Source organism: Microbulbifer maximicatervae (SeqCode) (assembly GCF_052467615.1).
Genome location: NZ_CP174319.1, coordinates 318,243 through 336,173 on the forward strand (window position 1 = coordinate 318,243; position 17,931 = coordinate 336,173).

The window sequence follows — 17,931 nt, forward strand, 5'->3', positions numbered from 1 at the left end:
ATGACAGAAATAGATACCACTCCACGCTGGGTCGACAGTTACGAGCAGCTGGTAGAGTTGTGTGCAGAATGGCGCAAGCAGAGTGCGGTAGCCCTGGATACCGAGTTCATGCGCAGCCGTACTTTTTATCCCCAACCGGCCCTGGTCCAGGTAGGTGATGGAAAACACTGCTACCTGATCGACAATTTGGCGATTGAGGAGTTACAGCCGCTTCGCGACCTCTTGCTCGATACCGCTGTCACTAAAATCATGCACAGTTGTAGTGAGGACCTGGAAACCCTGGAGCGCTTGCTGGGGGTGATCCCCGAGCCCATTTTTGATACCCAAATTGCCGCTGCGATCTGTGGCATGGGAGCGGGCTTAGGTTATGCGGCGACAGTTAACCAGCTACTGCATATTGAATTGCCCAAGAGTGAAACCCGCTCGGACTGGCTGCAGAGACCTCTCAGTGATGCACAGAAAACCTATGCCGCCCTCGATGTCGCTTGGTTGCCGGTACTCTACGGCGTACTGGTAAAGGACCTCAATGGGAAGGGGCGCCTGGAGTGGTTGCAGGAAGACTGTGCATCATTGGTGGTCACGGCTCGAAACCCGAACCCGCCTGAGATTTACTACCAAAAAGTGAAAGGTGCCTGGCGCCTGCGCAGTAAACAACTGGCAGTGCTACAGGATGTGTGTGCCTGGCGCGAAAAGCAGGCCAGGGCGCTGAATATGCCGCGCAATCACTTGTTGAAAGAGAATATCTGTCTCGGCCTGGCCCAACAGTTGCCTCGACATAGAGGTGCCTTGAGCCAACTGGGTATGGAAGGGCGGGCTTTGCGTGAGCACGGAGAGGCCCTGTTAAAAATCGTTGCCCAAGCCTGCGAGAGAAGCGATCCTCCTGCGCGAATGCAGCAGCCTCTCAACCGGCAGCAGGGAGAGATCCTCAAGCAACTGCGGCTTGAGATGGTGTCTATTGCCGAGCGGGCCGGGTTGCCTGCCGAAATATTAATTCGCAAAAAAGAGCTGGAAGCCTTGGTCCAGGCCCGTCGACCCGAGTTAGAGGGGCGGCTCACAGGGTGGCGGGCCGATGTGATTGGCCACCCTTTGCTCGAAGCTCTGAAACAATTGCGTAAAGAGGAATTGAAGTGAAAGTTTTATGCGATATTTATCGCAGTCCAAATAAAGACGAAATGTATCTGTACGTGGATAAGCGCGAAGGCACTACGAGGGTTCCCAAAAATCTACTGGAGCTTTTCGGCAAGCCGCAGCACGTCACTACGATGTTGGTGACGCCGGACAAAAAGCTGGCCCGTGCAGAGGCGGACAAGTTGCTCAAAGAGGTGCTCACTCGCGGCTATTACTTACAGATGCCGCCAATAGCCGATTCCGAAATGAGTGAAATCGCGCTGAAGAACAGCAAGTTGCAACGCTGAGTCGAGCTAAATGGCACAGGAGCCTTTTTGGCGGCGGAAAACGCTGGAGCAAATGAGTCGATCCGAGTGGGAGCAGCTTTGTGACGGTTGTGGTCGCTGCTGTCTGCACAGCTTGGAGGATGAGGATACGGGTGAGGTCTACCTCACTAATGTGGCCTGCCGCCTGTTGGATACCCATTCCTGCCAGTGCAGTGAGTACAGCCAGCGCAAAGCCCATGTTCCCGGATGTATTCAGTTGCGTATAGAGGATATTGCCGAATTCGATTGGTTGCCGCTCACCTGCGCATACCGCAGTCTTGCGGAAGGGCGCCCTCTTGCGGACTGGCACCCACTGGTGTCGGGGGACCCGGAATCCGTACATCGGGCGGGGATATCGGTGCGTGGGCGCGTTGTCAGTGAAGAGTCGGTTCATTCAGACGATATGGAGGATCATATTGTCTCTTGGGTTGAACAAGGTTGATCGCAAACGGGAACTGCGACCTGTGAACGCCTTTGAATATTGCGCATAATTAAATCATTCTTCGGATCGATTTATGGCTGGCAGTGCTTGTCTGCGAAGCGGCGTAAATATGCCGGTTCCGAGCGAGTGACGATGTAAAGGACCCTGGCATATTTGCCCGATATTAAATCGGTGTGCCAGAAAGTAGAGTGAGAGAATGACAGAAGATTTCCAATTTGCCTGGATGGTATACGCCGCTTCAACACTGGTTATGCTGTTGGCGGGCTGGTGGTTTATGCGCAATTGGCGATGGAGTTGGGTGCGCCAGACTCTACTGTTAGTGGCTGCGGCGGTGTTGCTGGCGCCGGCAAAGACCTCTGTAGCGGAGTCAGTTGCTGTGCCGGTGTTGCCGCTATTTGTTTATCAAACGCTGTTTGAAGAAAATGGAGCGGCGCCAGAGGTCACTACCAATTTGATATTCGCTTCGGGTGGAGCCCTGGCGATCATGGTTGTTTGGGGGATTGTCAGCTTGCTGATGAGGTTTCGCCGGGACAGGCGTCGTCGCTTTGATGAAGATCCCTACTTTAACGAACAATAACCCAAGATATGGCTGTCATGCCTGAGGGCAGGGTAGCCATTCCCCCAGTATTTTTTGTTGCACTTTAATTCACTTGCGCAGCCATCGTCCCTCCTCGACGCCTATATCCAGGCCTTCACTCGGTTGCTCGTATCAAAGGCGCTAAAACCCTTTAGACCGACAACCCCAGTCAATGACAGCTGCTATATCTATTAAGCTGGTTCCCGCTGTGGCGCAATGCAAAACAATGTAAAAGCAGTGTCACTTTTCTGCCAGGTATCCAGTAACAACAAGAGGCGGCTGTATCCGGCATGTGGGAAATACCTCGCACCTAATAGGGGAAGAGGGCAAGGGCAGTCGTGAATAGAGTGAAATATTCAGTTCAATACCCACTTGCCCGGATTGGCAGTGAGAGCCGAATGGCTGAGGAATACTGATGCTCGATCACCTGCTTATATTGACTGCAGTAATGCTGGTTTCGGGCATTTTGGGTGGGTTGGTCAATTACTATCAAATGCTGTTTACCGAAGAAGATCCAGCGGGGCTCGCACGTTGCCTGATTATGGGGCTGTGTGGCGCCTTGATGGTACCGATATTCCTTAAATTCACCCAGAGTGACTTGTTGATAGAAATCCAGGGTGACCCCTCGCGTTTATTGATTTTTACCGGTTACTGCCTGCTCGCTGCAATTGCATCACGTATGTTCGTGTTTAACGCCGCGCGGCGCCAGTTGCGAGACGCCAGTATTGCCCGCGCCCGAGTAGAGAATATGGAGCAGGAACTGCGCACCATGCAGTTGGAAATGATGCCCCTATTGGAGCATGAAATTGAGGGCGACCCCGAGCAGGGGCCGACCATCGATTTCAATCAGATCCGTAAATTGGATGACAATGCCCTACAGGTGCTGCATTTGTTAAATACCGGGGAGTGTGTATTTCGGTCTCTTTCCGGCATGGTGCAGGACAGCGGTATGGAAACCAATTCTATAGCCCGCGCCTTGAATAGCTTGCTGGTGCTGGAGATGGTCGGGAAAATTCACAGTCACCTGGGCATCCGCTGGTATATCACCGGCAAAGGTCGCCAGGTTGTACACCGCCGCAGTACCCAGATGGCCTAGGCTGCTTCGGTAAGCCCACGCGTACTTTCAAGGCTCGCCCTGCGGGACTGGCAAATTCCCCCAGCGCAAGCTGGTCATCCAAATTGAGCGTTACCGCCTCGCCCCCAACCTGTTGTTCAATTATCATTCGCTAAAAGAGATAGTTAGCCTCGACGACAGGATTGGAGCAGTTATGAAGTTTACCGGTACCGAAAGCTATGTAGCGACCGACGACTTGCAGATGGCGGTGAATGCGGCCGTTACCCTGCAGCGCCCACTATTGATCAAGGGTGAGCCCGGCACCGGCAAAACACTGCTCGCCGAGCAGGTAGCAGAGAGCCTCGGACTAAAGCTGATTCAGTGGCATATTAAATCCACCACCAAAGCCCAGCAGGGCCTGTACGAGTACGACGCGGTATCCCGCCTGCGGGACTCCCAACTGGGGGTGGATAAGGTTCACGATATTGGCAACTACATTAAGCGCGGTAAGCTTTGGGAGGCCTTTGCGGCAGAAGAGCGCGTGGTGCTGCTGATCGATGAAATCGATAAAGCGGATATCGAATTCCCCAACGACCTGCTGGTTGAGCTGGATCGTATGGAGTTCTTTGTCTATGAGACTGGCGAAACCATCAAGGCCAAGCAGCGCCCCATCGTAATTATCACTTCCAATAATGAGAAAGAGTTGCCGGACGCTTTTTTACGCCGTTGCTTTTTCCATTACATCAGCTTCCCCGATCGTGACACCATGCGCAAAATTGTCGATGTGCACTACCCAGGGATCAAAGGGCAGCTGGTGGCCGAGGCAATGGATATTTTCTTCCAGCTGCGCGAGGTTCCAGGCCTGAAGAAAAAGCCTTCGACCTCCGAACTGATCGATTGGCTCAAGCTGTTGATGGCTGATGATATTCCCGAGGAGATCCTGAAAAACAGCGATAGCAGCAATGCCATTCCGCCGCTCTACGGTGCCCTGCTGAAAAACGAGCAGGATGTCCATATGCTGGAGCGCCTGGCGTTTATGGCCCGTCGCGATAATCGCTAAACTGTGTTGGTTAATGTCACCGAGGGCTGAAATTGTCCTCGGTGATTTCGGCCCGGTTTAACCGGGTGTTATTTTTTCTCTGTGCTGACTGCGAATTATTATGCTGATTGGCTTTTTCCAGAATTTACGCCGCTATAAATTACCGGTAACCATCACCGAACTGCTGGCCCTGCTTGAGGCATTACAGCAGCGCCTGGTATTTGCCGACCTTGAGGAATTTTACTTCCTTGCCCGCGTTTGCCTCGTCAAGGATGAGAAGCACTTCGATAAATTTGATCGCGCTTTCGACGCCTATTTTAAGGACCTTGAGACCCTCGACGACATTGTCGAGCAAATGATTCCCGAGGACTGGCTGCGTGCAGAATTTATGAAGCAGCTGACCGAAGAGGAAAAGGCCCAGGTGCAAAGCCTCGGTGGCTTGGAAAAACTACTGGAGGAATTTAAAAAGCGTCTAGAGGAGCAGAAGAAACGTCACAGCGGTGGTAATCGCTGGATTGGTACTGGCGGCACTAGCCCGTTTGGCAATAGTGGTTATCATCCCGGCGGTATCCGTGTGGGTGGTAAGGGGCGCAATCGCTCGGCGTCAAAGGTTTGGGAGAAGCGCCAGTTTAAAAATCTGGATGACAGTATCAGTCTGGGCACCCGCAATATCCAGGTGGCTCTGCGCAAGTTGCGCAAATTTGCCCGCACCGGTGCCGCAGAGGAACTGGATCTGGATAACACCATTTCCTCTACTGCACGCAACGCAGGGTTACTGGATATTCAAATGGTGCCGGAGCGACATAATGCGATTAAGGTGCTGATCTTTTTCGATGTAGGGGGCTCTATGGACCCCTATGTGCGCGTCTGTGAAGAACTGTTCTCCGCCTGTCGTTCCGAGTTCAAGCATCTCGAATATTTTTATTTCCACAATTTTGTTTACGAGCATGTGTGGAAAGACAACCAGCGGCGCTATAGCGAAAATACCTCGCTGCTGGAAATACTGCGCACCTATGGCAAGGACTACAAAGTAATTTTTGTCGGCGATGCGTCTATGGCGCCCTACGAAATTACCAGTCGTTTCGGCAGTGTCGAACATATGAATGAAGAGCCCGGTGCGGCCTGGATGGAGCGTGTTACCGATACCTACAGTAACCTGATCTGGTTGAATCCTGTAGGAGAGGAGTACTGGCAATATACCCCCAGTATCGGTATGACCCAGAGACTGGTGGACGGGCATATGTATCCGATGACCCTGGAGGGGTTGGATCGAGCCATCGCTTATTTGGTTAAAGGGCGTTAAAAGGCTGATCGCTTTTTCAGGTAGCACCGTAGGTGCTGCCTGCTATTCCTTCGAGGGATTTTGTTAGTTGTTCAACTAGAGAGAGAAGCGAAAAATCGCTTCGTGGAGTCATTATCAATGAGAAGCCACTGGGTTTCTCTATCTCTTTTCCCCCAGTATTAATCCCATTTTCTACGATAGAAAACAACGGCAGATGACACTGGGGGGCGCCCCAAAGCCCTGCAATAGCGGTTAAACCCAATAGTCGCTGGCGATTTGTTTGTAATTTTCTGGATTCACTATCGGTCCCTTTCTTAATTGCGGTTGTGGGGGTGGTTGGTACTAGTAAAACGCTACTGTTGTCCGGTAGTAATGTTTCCATCAACTTGCACCACTGTTGTCGTTTTTCGTTGGCCCAGGATATCTCATCGTCGGTAATTGATAGGGCCATAGTAATTCTTGTGGCGATGTCCTCTGAAAATACTGGCCGGTATTTTCGCAACCAGTCTCCGTGGGTATTGGCGATGGCGCGGCCCTGCAAAATTCTGAATACACCCGCCAGTTCGCCGAGTAATTCAATATCAGACAGGTGTTTAATCTCGCAGATAGGAAATTGATTATTTAATGTAGGAATAAATTCCTGGATTGCTGCTTGAATGGGCGTATCTGCCAGTTGACTGATCTCGGGGCAAATAACCAGGCGGGTTACTTTATTTGTGGACAAGTGCTGTGACGGGATGAGAATTTTGCCGACGTCTACAAGTAATGAAGGAGTTTGACTAAACCAACCGACAGTATCAAAGCAGGGTGCTAAACCGATAACACCGTCGGTAGGAATAAGTGAGTGACTGGTTCGAATGCCGAATAAACCACAATAGCTTGCAGGTACCCTCACCGATCCGCCGGTGTCGGTGCCTAAGGCAATATCGGCTGTTCCTGAGGCCACGGCGGCGGCCGATCCCATAGAGGAACCCCCACAAAAATAGCCGGGCAGTTTAGGGTTGTCGGCAGAACCGTAATGTAAATTACTCCCCTGCATGCTGTAGGCGAGTTCATCAAGGAGAGTAAATCCAATAAAGGTTGAGCCGGCCTCCAGTAATTGCTGTAAGCTGAGTGCAGTTTTATTGGCTGGGGGGTGAGTATTGAACCACTCGGGGCTGCCTGCCGTATTTTTCTCCCCTTTCAATTGAAAGAGATCTTTGACTGCTAAACGTACGCCTGTTAGCGGTCCGGAATCTGATAACGTTAAAGAGCGAGGTCCGTGCTCGCAAAATACGCCTTTTATGGGTTGGCTCCCTTATTTGTCATTACCGCTAAAATGCTTCGGCGGTACACCGTCGTGATCGGCGGTGATGCTCAGTTCCTCCTTGGTGGTTTCGCCCACCTTTACGTGAACCTCTTCTGCACCGTGCATCCAGTCCACCAGTTTCTCGCGAATAAAGTACAGGATAATTCCGGCAATAATTGCGGCCAGGGCTACTCCGCCAAAGGTTGCGAGTGGACCGGATACACCAACGAGTTTACCGATCTCTGCGGCTCCTTTGTTGGCAATACCAATAAAGGCAAACCAAAGCCCCATCATCAGGGATAAATAGCGCAGCGGAGATAATTTAGTTACGACAGAGAGCCCAATTGGCGATAGGCAAAGTTCGCCAATGGTGTGGAAAATATAGGCAAATACCAGCCACCAAATACTCGCTTTAATGGTCTCTGAATCGCCAATTTGCAGGGCGGCACCGCACATGGATAAGAATCCCACGCCGAGAAAAACCAGTCCCAAACTGAATTTGGCCGGTGAGCTGGGTTCCCGGTCTCCCATGCCTACCCAAATACTGGCCATAATTGGCGCGAGGATAATAATAAACAGAGGGTTTACCATCTGCAGCCAACTGGCGGGAATCTCCCACCCCAGCACATTCAGGTCGGTTCGATATTTGGCGAATAAGTTCATTGAACCGGCAGCCTGCTCAAAGCCAGCCCAAAAAATCACGATAAACACGCCCAAAACCAAAATAACTTTGATGCGGTCTCGCTCCTCCTGAGTCAAAGGGCGGCGCTTATCGACGTCCTCATCTTTCTTGTCTTTCAGTTCCAGGTGCGCAGAAGGTTCTACACCGATTTCTCCCAGGTAGCGCTTGGCTTGGGTCATCTGCAGGATTAGGCCGGCTAACATGCCAAGGCCAGCGACGATAAAGGCCAGCTGGTAATCCACCTTTTCCCCAATCCAGCCCACCAGCAGGTAACCGAGGATTGAGCCCAGGTTGATGCCCATATAAAAAATGGTAAAAGCGGTATCCCGGCGGTGATCACCCTCTTCATAGAGGTCCCCGACCATGGTAGAGATATTTGGCTTGAAGAAACCGTTGCCGATAATCAGCAATGCCAACCCGATCCATAGCATATAAATTTGGCTGCCATTTGGCAGCCAACCGTGGGGGAATCCCAGGGCGAACTGCCCCAGCATCATCAAGGTGCCGCCGAACATAATACAGCGGCGCTGGCCCCAGCGATTATCTGCCATCCAACCACCAATAATGGGGGTTAGGTAGACCAGCATTGCATACCAGCCCAGATAGCTGAGGGCTTTGGATTGCAATTCGGTATCGGTCAGTTGTTCCCAGCCGAAGACTGCGGCAGTCGCTGTAGAGGTCAGGTAGAAGACAAAAATACCACGCATGCCGTAGTAGCTGAGACGTTCCCACATCTCAGTACCAAACAACAGGAAGAGTCCCTTGGGGTGGCCAAACAGCTGGCCTGCGCTGGCGGGGGGCTTGGGTTTGATCTCTTGCATAGTACTGCTCGCAAGGTATGACCCTGAGGAATTGCACCAGCGTAAAGGCCGTGCCCCTCAGAAGAAGTGCTATTCGCACCAGTATAGATGAGCGCCACAATAAGGTTTGATAGCCCTGCGGTGCTCAGGGGGTATAATCCCGCGTTTGCCATTGCTGTACGAATTATGAGTCACACCGAAGCAGAAAAAGTACTGGGGGCGCTGCAGGCCCGAATCTCCGCGACCATGGGGCGTGACCGCTATGGGTTGCGCAGGACTGTCAAAAATGTGCGCCGGCGCCAGAAAGAGGGCAAGCCGGTAGATCGCATGTTGGCCCAATTGGAGCAGCAGCTCCAAGCGTCTGAGACCCTGGTGGAGGAGCGCCGGCGCAAGTTGCCGGAAGTGCAGTGGCCGGAGTCGTTGCCAGTGGTAGCGCGGCGGGAGGAAATCGCCGAGCAGATCGAGAAAAATCAGGTTGTAGTGATTGCCGGTGAAACCGGTTCTGGTAAAACCACTCAGTTGCCAAAAATTTGCCTGTCACTGGGCCGGGGAATTTATGGCCAGATCGGCCACACCCAGCCGCGCAGGATTGCCGCGCGCACTGTAGCCAATCGAATTGCTGAGGAGCTGGGGCAGCCCCTGGGAGAGTCCGTCGGTTACCAGGTGCGCTTTACCGACCACAGCACCGAGCATACCCACGTCAAACTGATGACAGACGGTATCCTGCTGGCTGAAATTCAGCGCGATCCCCTGTTAAATAAATACGATACTTTGATCATCGATGAGGCCCATGAGCGCAGCCTTAATATTGATTTTCTGTTGGGCTATTTGAAAACCATACTGCCCAAGCGCCCTGACCTGAAACTGATAATTACCTCGGCCACCATCGACCTAGAAAAATTTTCCCGGCACTTTGGCGATGCGCCAATTATCGAGGTTTCCGGTCGTACCTACCCGGTGGAAGTTCACTATCGCCCCGCAGCGGATACGGATGCAGATCTCTACGAGCAGGTGGTCACTGCTGTGGAGGAGTTGCTGCACGAGGAAAAGTCCAGCAGTCGGCGCGGTGGGGATATCCTGGTATTTATGAGCGGCGAGCGGGAAATCCGCGAGTGCGCCAAGGCTTTGCGCGATGCACAGATAGCGCAATTGGAAGTGCTGCCCTTGTATGCCCGCTTGAGCCTTGCGGAGCAAGCCAAAGTTTTCCATGGCCATAAAGGCCGTCGCATTGTACTCGCTACCAATGTGGCAGAGACCTCTATTACGGTGCCCGGTATCCGCTATGTGATCGACCCGGGTACTGCACGAGTGAGCCGCTACAGCTACCGCAGTAAAATTCAGCGGCTGCCTATAGAGCCGGTTTCCCAGGCCAGCGCCAACCAGCGTGCCGGTCGCTGTGGCCGTGTCAGCGCCGGCGTTTGTGTGCGCTTGTATGAAGAGCGGGATTTTGAGCAGCGCCCAGAATTTACCGATGCGGAAATCCTGCGCACGAATCTGGCCGCAGTCATTCTGCAAATGTTGCAGTTGCGTATCGGTGATATCCGCGAGTTTCCATTTGTCGATCCGCCGGACCCACGACTGATTAATGACGGCTATAAATTGCTGCAGGAATTACAGGCGGTAGATGAGCAGGGCCGGGTCACTAAATTGGGGCGATCCCTATCTAGGTTGCCTTTAGACCCGCGCCTGAGCCGTATGTTATTGGCGGGGGCAGAGAATGGCAGTGCGCGGGAGCTCTTGATTATTGTCGCCGCTCTGGCCGTGCAGGACCCGCGCGAGCGCCCGGCAGAAAAACGCCAGGCTGCGGATGAAAAGCATCGCCAGTGGCAGCATGAACAATCGGATTTTTTATCCTTCGTTCAGCTATGGGATGCCTTTGAAGTCCAGCGTCAGGAACTGAGTCAAAATCAGTTGCGCAAGTGGTGCCAGAAAAATTTCCTGTCCTGGCTGCGTATGCGTGAGTGGAGAGATATCCACCATCAGTTGCGCGTAGCTTGTCGCGATCTCGAAGTTAAAGAAAACAAAGAGCCGGCGGAATACGAAGCGATACACCGAGCCATCGTGGTTGGATTGCTGGGCAATATTGGCGCGCGGGATGAAAACAAGGAGTTTAACGGCTGCCGCAACCGTCGTTTCCATATTTTCCCAGGCTCCGGTCAATTTAAAAAACCTCCCCGCTGGGTGGTGTCTGCCCAGTTACTGGAGACCAGCCGCCTGTTCGCCCATACCGTAGCCAAGGCCGAACCCGAGTGGATATTGGCCGCTGCGCAGCATCTGGTTAAGCGCAATTATTTTGAACCCCATTTTGACGCTCGCTCCGGACAGGTGATGGCCTTTGAGAAGGTCTCCCTTTACGGTTTGGTGCTGGTGGAAAAACGTCGAATTCCCTACGGCAAATTGGACCCGCAAACTTCTCGGGAAGTGTTTATTCGCCAGGCGCTGGTGGAGCAACGCTATCGCGGTAAGGGCCGGTTTTATAAGCACTATCTCGACCTGTTGAAGTCCCTGGAAGAGCTGGAAGCCAAATCCCGTCGCCGGGATATTCTGGTGGATGATGAAGTGGTGTACCGTTTCTTTGATGAGCGTATCCCGGCGGATATCGTCAACCTGGCTGGATTTGAGCACTGGCGCAAGAAAGCGGAATCCAGCGATACACAGCTGCTGTTTATTCCCCGCGACTTATTGATGCAGCAGAGTGCCGATCATGTGGGAGAGGCCCAATTCCCCAATGAGTTGCAGGCGGGCGGTATTGTCTATCCGCTCAGCTATCACTTTGAGCCTGGCAGTGTGGATGATGGCGTCAGTATCCAGGTGCCGGTTGCAGCGCTGCACCAGGTGCCGGCAGCTCGCCTCTCCTGGTTGGTGCCGGGCATCTTGCGGGACAAGTGCATCGCTCTGGTAAAAGCCCTGCCCAAGCAGTGGCGCAAGTATTTTGTGCCAGTGCCAGCTGCGATAGATAAGGCTTTGCCCCGACTGCGTGCAGACAATACCCCGTTGTGGCAGTCGTTGGCTCTGGAGCTGAAGCGCCAGACAGCACAGCAGTTGCCAGATGAGGTGTGGGAGTCTGCGGAACAGGCCCTGGAAGATTATTACCGTTTCAATATCCAGGTAATGGATGAAGGCGGTAAATTGCTGGATCAAGATCGGGATTTGGCCCTATTGCAGGCGCGCTACCGGGATCGGGTACAGCAGGGGCTGGCAACAGCTGGCGACAGTTTTGAGCGGGAGGGTATTTCCCGCTGGGACTTCGGTAATCTTCCAGAGACCCACACTCTCAACCAGGGCGGGCTCAAGGTGCGGGCTTACCCCGCGCTGGTTGAAGGAAAAGACAGTGTTTCCCTGAAGCTACTGGATAACCCCAGTGAGGCTCGCAGGCTTACTCGCGCCGGTATTTGCCGTTTGACTCTGTTGCACTTGCCGGAGAAGGTGAAGTATCTGCGCAAAGAGCTGTTGCGAGGCAAGGAGCTGGGGCTTTCTGCAGCGGATCTGGGGCGCCGTGAGGAGGTAGCTGACGACATCCTGATGGCAGCCGTGCGCGAAGTTTTCTGGCCCAAAGAGGAGTTGCCGCGCACCGAAGCTGAATTCCTGGCCGCTTTGGAAAATGACGGTGACTTGGTGGGGGTGGCCCAGGAGATTGGTGATCTGTTGGTCAAGGCCCTGGCCCAGCTGGTGCCCCTGCGCAAACAAATCAAGCAGCAGAAAAACCTGGCGGTCGCAATGGCGGTGGGGGATATCCAGCAGCAACTGGCTGGGCTCTTCTACCGAGGATGCCTGTTTGATACTCCGCTGTCATGGCTGCGCCAGTACGGTCGCTATTTGAAGGCGATTGCAATGCGCTTGGAAAAGGCCGCTCTCGACCCTAACCGTGACCGAAAACTGCAAGTTGAATACCAGAAGGCGGCGGAGCCTTACTTGGCGCAAGTGGAGAAATATTCACCCAGAGAACTCTCTGCAGAGGCAGAATTGCGTGAGTTTCGCTGGATGTTGGAGGAATTTCGTGTTTCCTTATTCGCGCAGACTCTAAAAACCCTGATGCCGGTGTCATCCAAGCGCTTAAGCAAGTCATGGGCAGAAATTGATGGGAAAGGTTTGCTTGGTTGATTTTCTCTATGGAAAAGAGATCACAAAAAAAATTTTGATCAAGTGTAAGAATTTGATGGAGAGCCCGACAGAAGTACTGAAAGCAGGCCTGGAGCCCAGAATGACCCCTTGATACCGGTTATTTTGTGGCGGGTTCTATTCAATGACTGATTTTTGTTTCGCAGCATTATACTTCTGCGGAGTGGAAAAAAGTCTCTTGTACTTTTTATTGCTAAGGACACCTAGTTAGGAGATTCACTATGAACAAGAAGCACCTTTCCCCTGTAGCCGCCGCAGTTGGCGCAGCGTTTATCGCCACTGCCGCTATGAATGTATCTGCTGCCAACAGCAATGCTAACCCCTTTGCCGCAGCAGACCTGAGCTCAGGCTACAACGTGGCGCTGGCTGATCACGATGGTGATGATAAAAAGAAAGAGGGTAAGTGCGGCGAAGGCAAGTGCGGCGAAGGTAAGAAAAAAGAAGGCAAGTGCGGCGAAGGTAAGTGCGGCGAAGGCAAGAAAAAAGAAGGTAAGTGCGGCGAAGGTAAGTGTGGCGGGTAATTTTTCGTTGTACTCAAAGAGGGTGGATACGCTTTAGCGATCCACCCTGTTTTTTATTGATCGCTGAAAAAAGTGAGACCTGAAAGTGTTGCGCGAGTTTTCCGTAGAAGGCGCTGGGTTTGGATTGCGCCGCTCAATGATGGGTGAAAACCTTGATACAGATGCCGTAGATTTTCTGGAGGTAGCGCCCGAGAATTGGATTGGTGTTGGCGGTCGCTATGGGCGCTGGTTTAAGGAATATACAGAGCGTTTTCCCTTTTTAGTTCACGGTTTATCTCTCTCGATTGGTGCACCAGAACCATTGGATATGGAATTGGTTGCAGCCATTAAAAAATTTATCAAGCAACACAATATTCGCGGTTACAGTGAGCACTTGAGTTATTGCTCAGATCACGGCCATTTGTACGATTTATTGCCCATTCCCTTTACGCAAGAAGCGGTGATGTATGTTGCCGAGCGAATCCGTATGGTCCAGGACGCACTGGAAGAACGGATTGCAATGGAGAATGTCTCCTACTATGCGGCGCCGGGCCAGGAGATGACTGAACTGGCTTTTTTAAATGCGGTGCTGGAAGAGGCCGATTGTGATTTGCTTCTGGACGTGAACAATATTTATGTAAACTCGATTAACCACCGCTACGATGCGCTGGACTTTCTATCTGCACTACCTACTGAAAGAATTCGCTACGTACATATTGCCGGGCACTATGATGAGGCAGAGGATTTAAAGGTGGACACCCATGGTGCACCGGTTATTGATCCTGTGTGGGAACTACTCGATCGCGCCTACGATATTCACGGTGTGATGCCGACGCTACTTGAGCGGGATTTTAATATTCCGCCGATTCCCAAATTACTTGAAGAAGTAGGACATATTAAAACCATTCAGGCCAGTCACCAGGTGGAAGAGAATTATGTCCTCAGTCGTCGATAAGCCCGAGACATTCAAAAGTGTGCAGCGGGACTTTGCTGCCCATTTGCGCGCACCGGATCAAGTTGCGCCGCCGGCAGAAATTGAGGACCGGCGTGTCGCTATTTATCGAGATTTGATTTACAACAATATTGAGTCCTTTGTTGCCAGTGGATTCCCGGTATTGCGCAGTCTTTATAGCGACGAAGACTGGCATCAAATGGTGCGTGATTTTGTCCACAAACATACATCCGTTAGCCCGTATTTTTTGCAGATCAGTGAAGAGTTTCTCTCATATTTACAGAACGAACGGGGAGAACAACCACAAGATCCTCCGTTCCTGTTGGAGCTTGCCCACTACGAGTGGGTAGAGTTGGCTTTAGATGTCAGTGATGTGGAATTACCGGAAGGGCTGGCGATAGAGGGGGATGTTTTACAGCAAGTTCCTGTAGTTTCCCCCCTCGTTTGGAGCCTCAGCTACCGCTACCCAGTGCATCGGTTGGGGCCGGATTTTCAGCCCCAAGAGCCGCCGGAGGTACCGACGTTCCTTTTCGTTTACCGGGATCGTTCCGACAAAGTGAATTTTATGGAGATCAATGCCGTCACCGCCAGATTGTTGCAGTTGGTCTCTGCGGGCGATTACACCGGCTTACAAATATTGGAACAGATGGCTCAGGAATTACCCAATATTAGTCGTGACTCCTTATTTGATTTTGGTGCCGATTTATTAGAAAAACTACTGAATAAAGGGGTTATTGCCGGTTTAAAGGCTTAGCCTGTGATTGCCTGAAACTCCTTTATCTTTGGCAAATCCCAGCTGCTATGCTGCCGAGGGTAGCTTACGAATTACTAGGGCGTTAGAATCCTTGGTCTCACTAGTTTGATATAAGAGGAGCAGGGTTGTGCTTGGAAGCAAAACTTTATCGCCCTGGTTAATGGCAACTCTGATAGCTGTTACTCCAGTAGGGGCGCTAGCGCAACAAGATCCGTTTGGTGGTGCAGCTCAAAACCCGGCTGCGGTAGATACCAGCGGAGCAGAGGATGCCAGTGCCGATGACGGGGGCCTGTCTCTCGAGGATGAGTACGGCTTTGATCCTGCCGATGAATTTGGTGGTGCCGAGGGCGAAGATTTATCACTTCGCGACCCCTGGGAAGGTTTTAATCGGGCCATATTCTCCTTCAACGATGGTGCAGATCGCTATGTGTTGAAGCCCGCCGCTGTCAGCTATCGCCAAATTACCCCGATTTTCGTGCAGCACGGTGTCAGCAACTTTTTCGACAATCTGCGCGAAGTTACCAATACTTTTAATGATGTTCTGCAGGGTAAATGGGGCCAAGCGGGCAATGACGCGGGTCGTTTCCTGGTGAATTCCACGGTAGGTATTGTCGGTATTCTGGATGTTGCCCAGCACATGGGTCTCGAGCAGGGTGATGGCGAGGACTTTGGCCAGACCTTGGCTGTTTGGGGAGTGCCTTCTGGCCCCTACCTGGTTTTACCGCTACTGGGTCCGTCCACTGTACGGGATACCCCAGCCAGGGTCGTGGATTACTACACCAACCCCTTGACCTATGTAAATGACGACGCGACCAAATATGCATTGAAGGGGACAGATATCATTCAGAGCCGCGCCAGCCTGCTGCAAGCGGAGTCCCTGTTGCATGGTGATCGCTATGTACTCTTGCGGGATGCTTACCTGCAGCGCCGCGACTATTTGATTGTCGATGGTGAAATGGATGTTCAAACCGAAGAAGAGGCCGCAGAGGCAATTGATCAGGGTGAAGTGGAAGAGGCTTCCGACTACTGATTTGTCACCTAGGGCAGATAACTTTTTAGAGCCTTTATATGGCCGGCCCCAGTAGCCTGGTGCTAACCGACGATGAGCGCTCCCGCAATTTTTTGCGAGGGGCGCTTTCGCGTTTTGGCTTCCAGGTAAGTGTTGCCAACAACGGGGAAGATGGCATCGGCCAGTTCAGCCCCGGTGCTTTCCATATCGTATTGATTGATCGCTATTTGCCGGATATGAGTGGGCTGGAAGTGTTGCGGCGGATAAAGCGCATAGCCCCAGAAGTGGCTGCGGTAATTATTGCCTCAGACAGTGCTGCCGATGATGTACTCCAAGCGATGCGCCTTGGAGCCAAAGACTACCTGGTTAAACCCCTGGAAGAAGCGGCGGCTATTGATCGCATGATCTGCCGTATCAGCGGTGAAGAAAACCTGGCGAAGCAGAATCGCGAATATAAAGTGACCTTGGAGCGTCGCAACAGTGAACTGCGGGATCATGTGGAGCTGCTGCGCAGAGACCAGGAAGCTGGCCGTTTACTGCAACAGCATTTACTTCCCCGTACCCCCTATCACTACCCCAGCGGTGTGGAAGCATCCTACCGGCTGGTTCCCTCCCTGTACCTGAGCGGTGATTTTGTTGATTACGGCTTGTTCGGTGAGCGCTTTGTAGCCTTTTACCTGGTCGATGTGTCGGGCCATGGTGTTTCTTCTGCGTTAGTTACTGCCCTGATTAAGCACAGCATTATGCATCGCTTGCGGGAGCGCCCCTTATTTGCCCAGCTGGACTCCCTAAGTGATGACTTGTTGGATGTCCTTAATCTGGTCAATGGCGAGTTGTTATCCACAAAATTGGGCAAGCACGCCAGTATGTTTGTCGGGGTTGTGGATAGTAGTGCCCGGCAGTTGCACTATGCCGTCGCCGGGCAAATACCGATGCCGGCTCTGGTTAGTGAGGCGGGTGCAGACTGGTTGCCGGGAAAAGGGCGTCCCCTGGGTATTTTTGAACGGGGTGATTGGCAAGTGATGCGTGCTGAGCTGCCGCCCGCTTGGCGCCTGGTCGCTTGTTCAGACGGTGTACTTGAATTATTACAGGGTGATCTGCTCGATAAAGAGGCCCAGCTTTTGCAGGCTATTTCAGAGAGTGGGGGAGAACTCGACAGACTCTGTCAGTCTCTAAAAATGGATACTTTTGGTGCCCTTCCGGACGATATTACGATTCTCACTTTAGGCCGCCAGTAATGCCTAAAACTTCTATCGATAGTCTTCGACTATGAAGTCGAATTTTGTGCTTTATCGCACTTGTCAGTCTGCATAGTCAGGAGTAAGCTCCGCCCACTTTATGCACAAAATTGCACTAGGCGCCAAAAACGTCAAATGCTATTGTGTTCTCTACCAGTGAACTTTTGCCATCCGCCTGCACTTCTATCAAAAGGTGTATTCGGGTGAGCCAGGGGTTGTTATGCAGTCCGGGCAAATTATGGTTGGGGCCCACCAGGGCATCTACGTCATCAAGTTAGTAGGTGATGTTCGTCTCAACCTTTGTACCTCATTTGATAGCTTTATCGACAACATGTTTGCACGGGGTGATTTTGCCGGAGTGGCATTTGATCTCGGTGGTGCAGAAGGTGTCGATAGTACGACCCTCGGCCTGATGGCGAAGATTGCTATTCGCGCTTTGGAGCGGGGCTGTGATAAGCCGCTGGTATTCTCTGCGGGTAAAGGTATCCGCCATCTATTGGACGCTATGGGCTTTGATTCGTTGGTTGAAATCAGCGATACGGTTCACGATATGAGCGTACCCACCACGCCTTTGGTATGTAATAGCCCCGACGAGTGTGCTGCGCGGGAAAAGGTGCTGGAAGCTCACCGGGTATTGATGAGCATGAACGAGCAAAACGCCGAGACTTTTCGCGACTTGGTACATACCCTGGAGCGAGAATGTTCCCCGGTTGCCAAATCTTCGGCGCATTATCACTAGCGCTTATTCTCTCCTAATCCCGA

16 protein-coding genes are annotated in these 17,931 nt (G+C 52.2%); 14 read left to right on the forward strand and 2 right to left on the reverse strand.

The features are described 5' to 3' along the window. The 7 genes from rnd to ACJJIM_RS01455 all read left to right on the forward strand — a co-directional run bounded on the left by rnd (position 1) and on the right by ACJJIM_RS01455 (position 5,848). Positions 1–1,131, forward strand: coding sequence for a ribonuclease D (gene rnd / locus ACJJIM_RS01425; protein WP_444912158.1), 1,131 nt, complete (start codon positions 1–3; stop codon positions 1,129–1,131). Beyond that, on the forward strand, positions 1,128–1,415 hold the full coding sequence (locus tag ACJJIM_RS01430; protein WP_413664475.1) for a YcgL domain-containing protein: 288 nt from the start codon (positions 1,128–1,130) through the stop codon (positions 1,413–1,415). Before rnd ends, ACJJIM_RS01430 begins: the two co-directional genes overlap by 4 nt. Positions 1,416–1,425: 10 nt before the next feature. After that, positions 1,426–1,875, forward strand: a complete 450-nt coding sequence (locus ACJJIM_RS01435; RefSeq protein ID WP_444892841.1) for a YcgN family cysteine cluster protein — start codon at positions 1,426–1,428, stop codon at positions 1,873–1,875. A 196-nt stretch (positions 1,876–2,071) separates the two neighbouring features. Further along, positions 2,072–2,452, forward strand: a complete 381-nt coding sequence (locus ACJJIM_RS01440; RefSeq protein WP_282934168.1) for a hypothetical protein — start codon at positions 2,072–2,074, stop codon at positions 2,450–2,452. Positions 2,453–2,867: 415 nt separating this feature from the next. Next, positions 2,868–3,548, forward strand: a complete 681-nt coding sequence (locus tag ACJJIM_RS01445; RefSeq protein ID WP_108731891.1) for a YEATS-associated helix-containing protein — start codon at positions 2,868–2,870, stop codon at positions 3,546–3,548. Positions 3,549–3,720: 172 nt separating this feature from the next. Continuing rightward, on the forward strand, positions 3,721–4,566 hold the full coding sequence (locus ACJJIM_RS01450) for an AAA family ATPase (protein ID WP_444912159.1): 846 nt from the start codon (positions 3,721–3,723) through the stop codon (positions 4,564–4,566). Positions 4,567–4,666: 100 nt separating this feature from the next. Beyond that, entirely contained in the window at positions 4,667–5,848 is a 1,182-nt protein-coding gene (locus ACJJIM_RS01455) for a vWA domain-containing protein (protein WP_108731893.1), read from the forward strand. Between the two features lie 16 nt (positions 5,849–5,864). On the opposite strand, the gene ACJJIM_RS01460 is transcribed toward ACJJIM_RS01455, so the two are convergent. Both ACJJIM_RS01460 and ACJJIM_RS01465 read right to left on the reverse strand, forming a co-directional pair. Next, complete coding sequence (locus ACJJIM_RS01460) at positions 5,865–7,112, reverse strand: amidase family protein (protein WP_444913380.1); 1,248 nt, start codon at positions 7,110–7,112, stop codon at positions 5,865–5,867. 12 nt (positions 7,113–7,124) lie between these two features. Next, positions 7,125–8,618 carry a peptide MFS transporter gene (locus tag ACJJIM_RS01465; protein WP_413664480.1) on the reverse strand — a complete coding sequence of 498 codons (1,494 nt, stop codon included), beginning with the start codon at positions 8,616–8,618 and terminating at the stop codon, positions 7,125–7,127. 165 nt (positions 8,619–8,783) lie between these two features. On the opposite strand from ACJJIM_RS01465, the gene hrpA reads away from it, so the two are divergent. The 7 genes from hrpA (at position 8,784) to ACJJIM_RS01500 (ending at position 17,908) form a co-directional block, all read left to right on the forward strand. Next, positions 8,784–12,698, forward strand: coding sequence for an ATP-dependent RNA helicase HrpA (hrpA, locus tag ACJJIM_RS01470; RefSeq protein ID WP_444912160.1), 3,915 nt, complete (start codon positions 8,784–8,786; stop codon positions 12,696–12,698). A gap of 239 nt (positions 12,699–12,937) precedes the next feature. Beyond that, the gene (locus tag ACJJIM_RS01475) at positions 12,938–13,237 is read left to right on the forward strand and encodes an HvfA family oxazolone/thioamide-modified RiPP metallophore (RefSeq protein ID WP_108731896.1); all 300 of its coding nucleotides are present in this window, start codon (positions 12,938–12,940) and stop codon (positions 13,235–13,237) included. Between the two features lie 88 nt (positions 13,238–13,325). Next, on the forward strand, positions 13,326–14,171 hold the full coding sequence (locus ACJJIM_RS01480; RefSeq protein ID WP_444913381.1) for an HvfB family MNIO-type RiPP peptide maturase: 846 nt from the start codon (positions 13,326–13,328) through the stop codon (positions 14,169–14,171). After that, a complete protein-coding gene (locus ACJJIM_RS01485) occupies positions 14,152–14,922 on the forward strand; it encodes an HvfC family RiPP maturation protein (RefSeq protein ID WP_444912161.1) in 771 nt (256 codons plus the stop codon). The genes ACJJIM_RS01480 and ACJJIM_RS01485 overlap by 20 nt, the downstream gene beginning before the upstream one ends. A 127-nt stretch (positions 14,923–15,049) precedes the next feature. Continuing rightward, positions 15,050–15,952 (forward strand): MlaA family lipoprotein, encoded by a 903-nt coding sequence (locus ACJJIM_RS01490; RefSeq protein ID WP_413664483.1) that lies wholly within the window; start codon positions 15,050–15,052, stop codon positions 15,950–15,952. Positions 15,953–15,990: 38 nt separating this feature from the next. After that, positions 15,991–17,169, forward strand: coding sequence for a PP2C family protein-serine/threonine phosphatase (locus ACJJIM_RS01495; protein WP_413664484.1), 1,179 nt, complete (start codon positions 15,991–15,993; stop codon positions 17,167–17,169). A gap of 220 nt (positions 17,170–17,389) precedes the next feature. Beyond that, positions 17,390–17,908 (forward strand): STAS domain-containing protein, encoded by a 519-nt coding sequence (locus ACJJIM_RS01500; RefSeq protein WP_282934161.1) that lies wholly within the window; start codon positions 17,390–17,392, stop codon positions 17,906–17,908. Positions 17,909–17,931 lie beyond the last annotated feature (23 nt).

Coding starts and splice junctions, on each gene's coding strand:
- ACJJIM_RS01455 (WP_108731893.1), top strand. CDS start 4,667: ATGCTGATTGGCTTTTTCCAGAATTTACGCCGCTATAAATTACCGGTA.
- ACJJIM_RS01435 (WP_444892841.1), top strand. CDS start 1,426: ATGGCACAGGAGCCTTTTTGGCGGCGGAAAACGCTGGAGCAAATGAGT.
- ACJJIM_RS01495 (WP_413664484.1), top strand. CDS start 15,991: ATGGCCGGCCCCAGTAGCCTGGTGCTAACCGACGATGAGCGCTCCCGC.
- hrpA (WP_444912160.1), top strand. CDS start 8,784: ATGAGTCACACCGAAGCAGAAAAAGTACTGGGGGCGCTGCAGGCCCGA.
- ACJJIM_RS01450 (WP_444912159.1), top strand. CDS start 3,721: ATGAAGTTTACCGGTACCGAAAGCTATGTAGCGACCGACGACTTGCAG.
- rnd (WP_444912158.1), top strand. CDS start 1: ATGACAGAAATAGATACCACTCCACGCTGGGTCGACAGTTACGAGCAG.
- ACJJIM_RS01440 (WP_282934168.1), top strand. CDS start 2,072: ATGACAGAAGATTTCCAATTTGCCTGGATGGTATACGCCGCTTCAACA.
- ACJJIM_RS01465 (WP_413664480.1), bottom strand. CDS start 8,618: ATGCAAGAGATCAAACCCAAGCCCCCCGCCAGCGCAGGCCAGCTGTTT.
- ACJJIM_RS01475 (WP_108731896.1), top strand. CDS start 12,938: ATGAACAAGAAGCACCTTTCCCCTGTAGCCGCCGCAGTTGGCGCAGCG.
- ACJJIM_RS01500 (WP_282934161.1), top strand. CDS start 17,390: ATGCAGTCCGGGCAAATTATGGTTGGGGCCCACCAGGGCATCTACGTC.
- ACJJIM_RS01445 (WP_108731891.1), top strand. CDS start 2,868: ATGCTCGATCACCTGCTTATATTGACTGCAGTAATGCTGGTTTCGGGC.
- ACJJIM_RS01485 (WP_444912161.1), top strand. CDS start 14,152: ATGTCCTCAGTCGTCGATAAGCCCGAGACATTCAAAAGTGTGCAGCGG.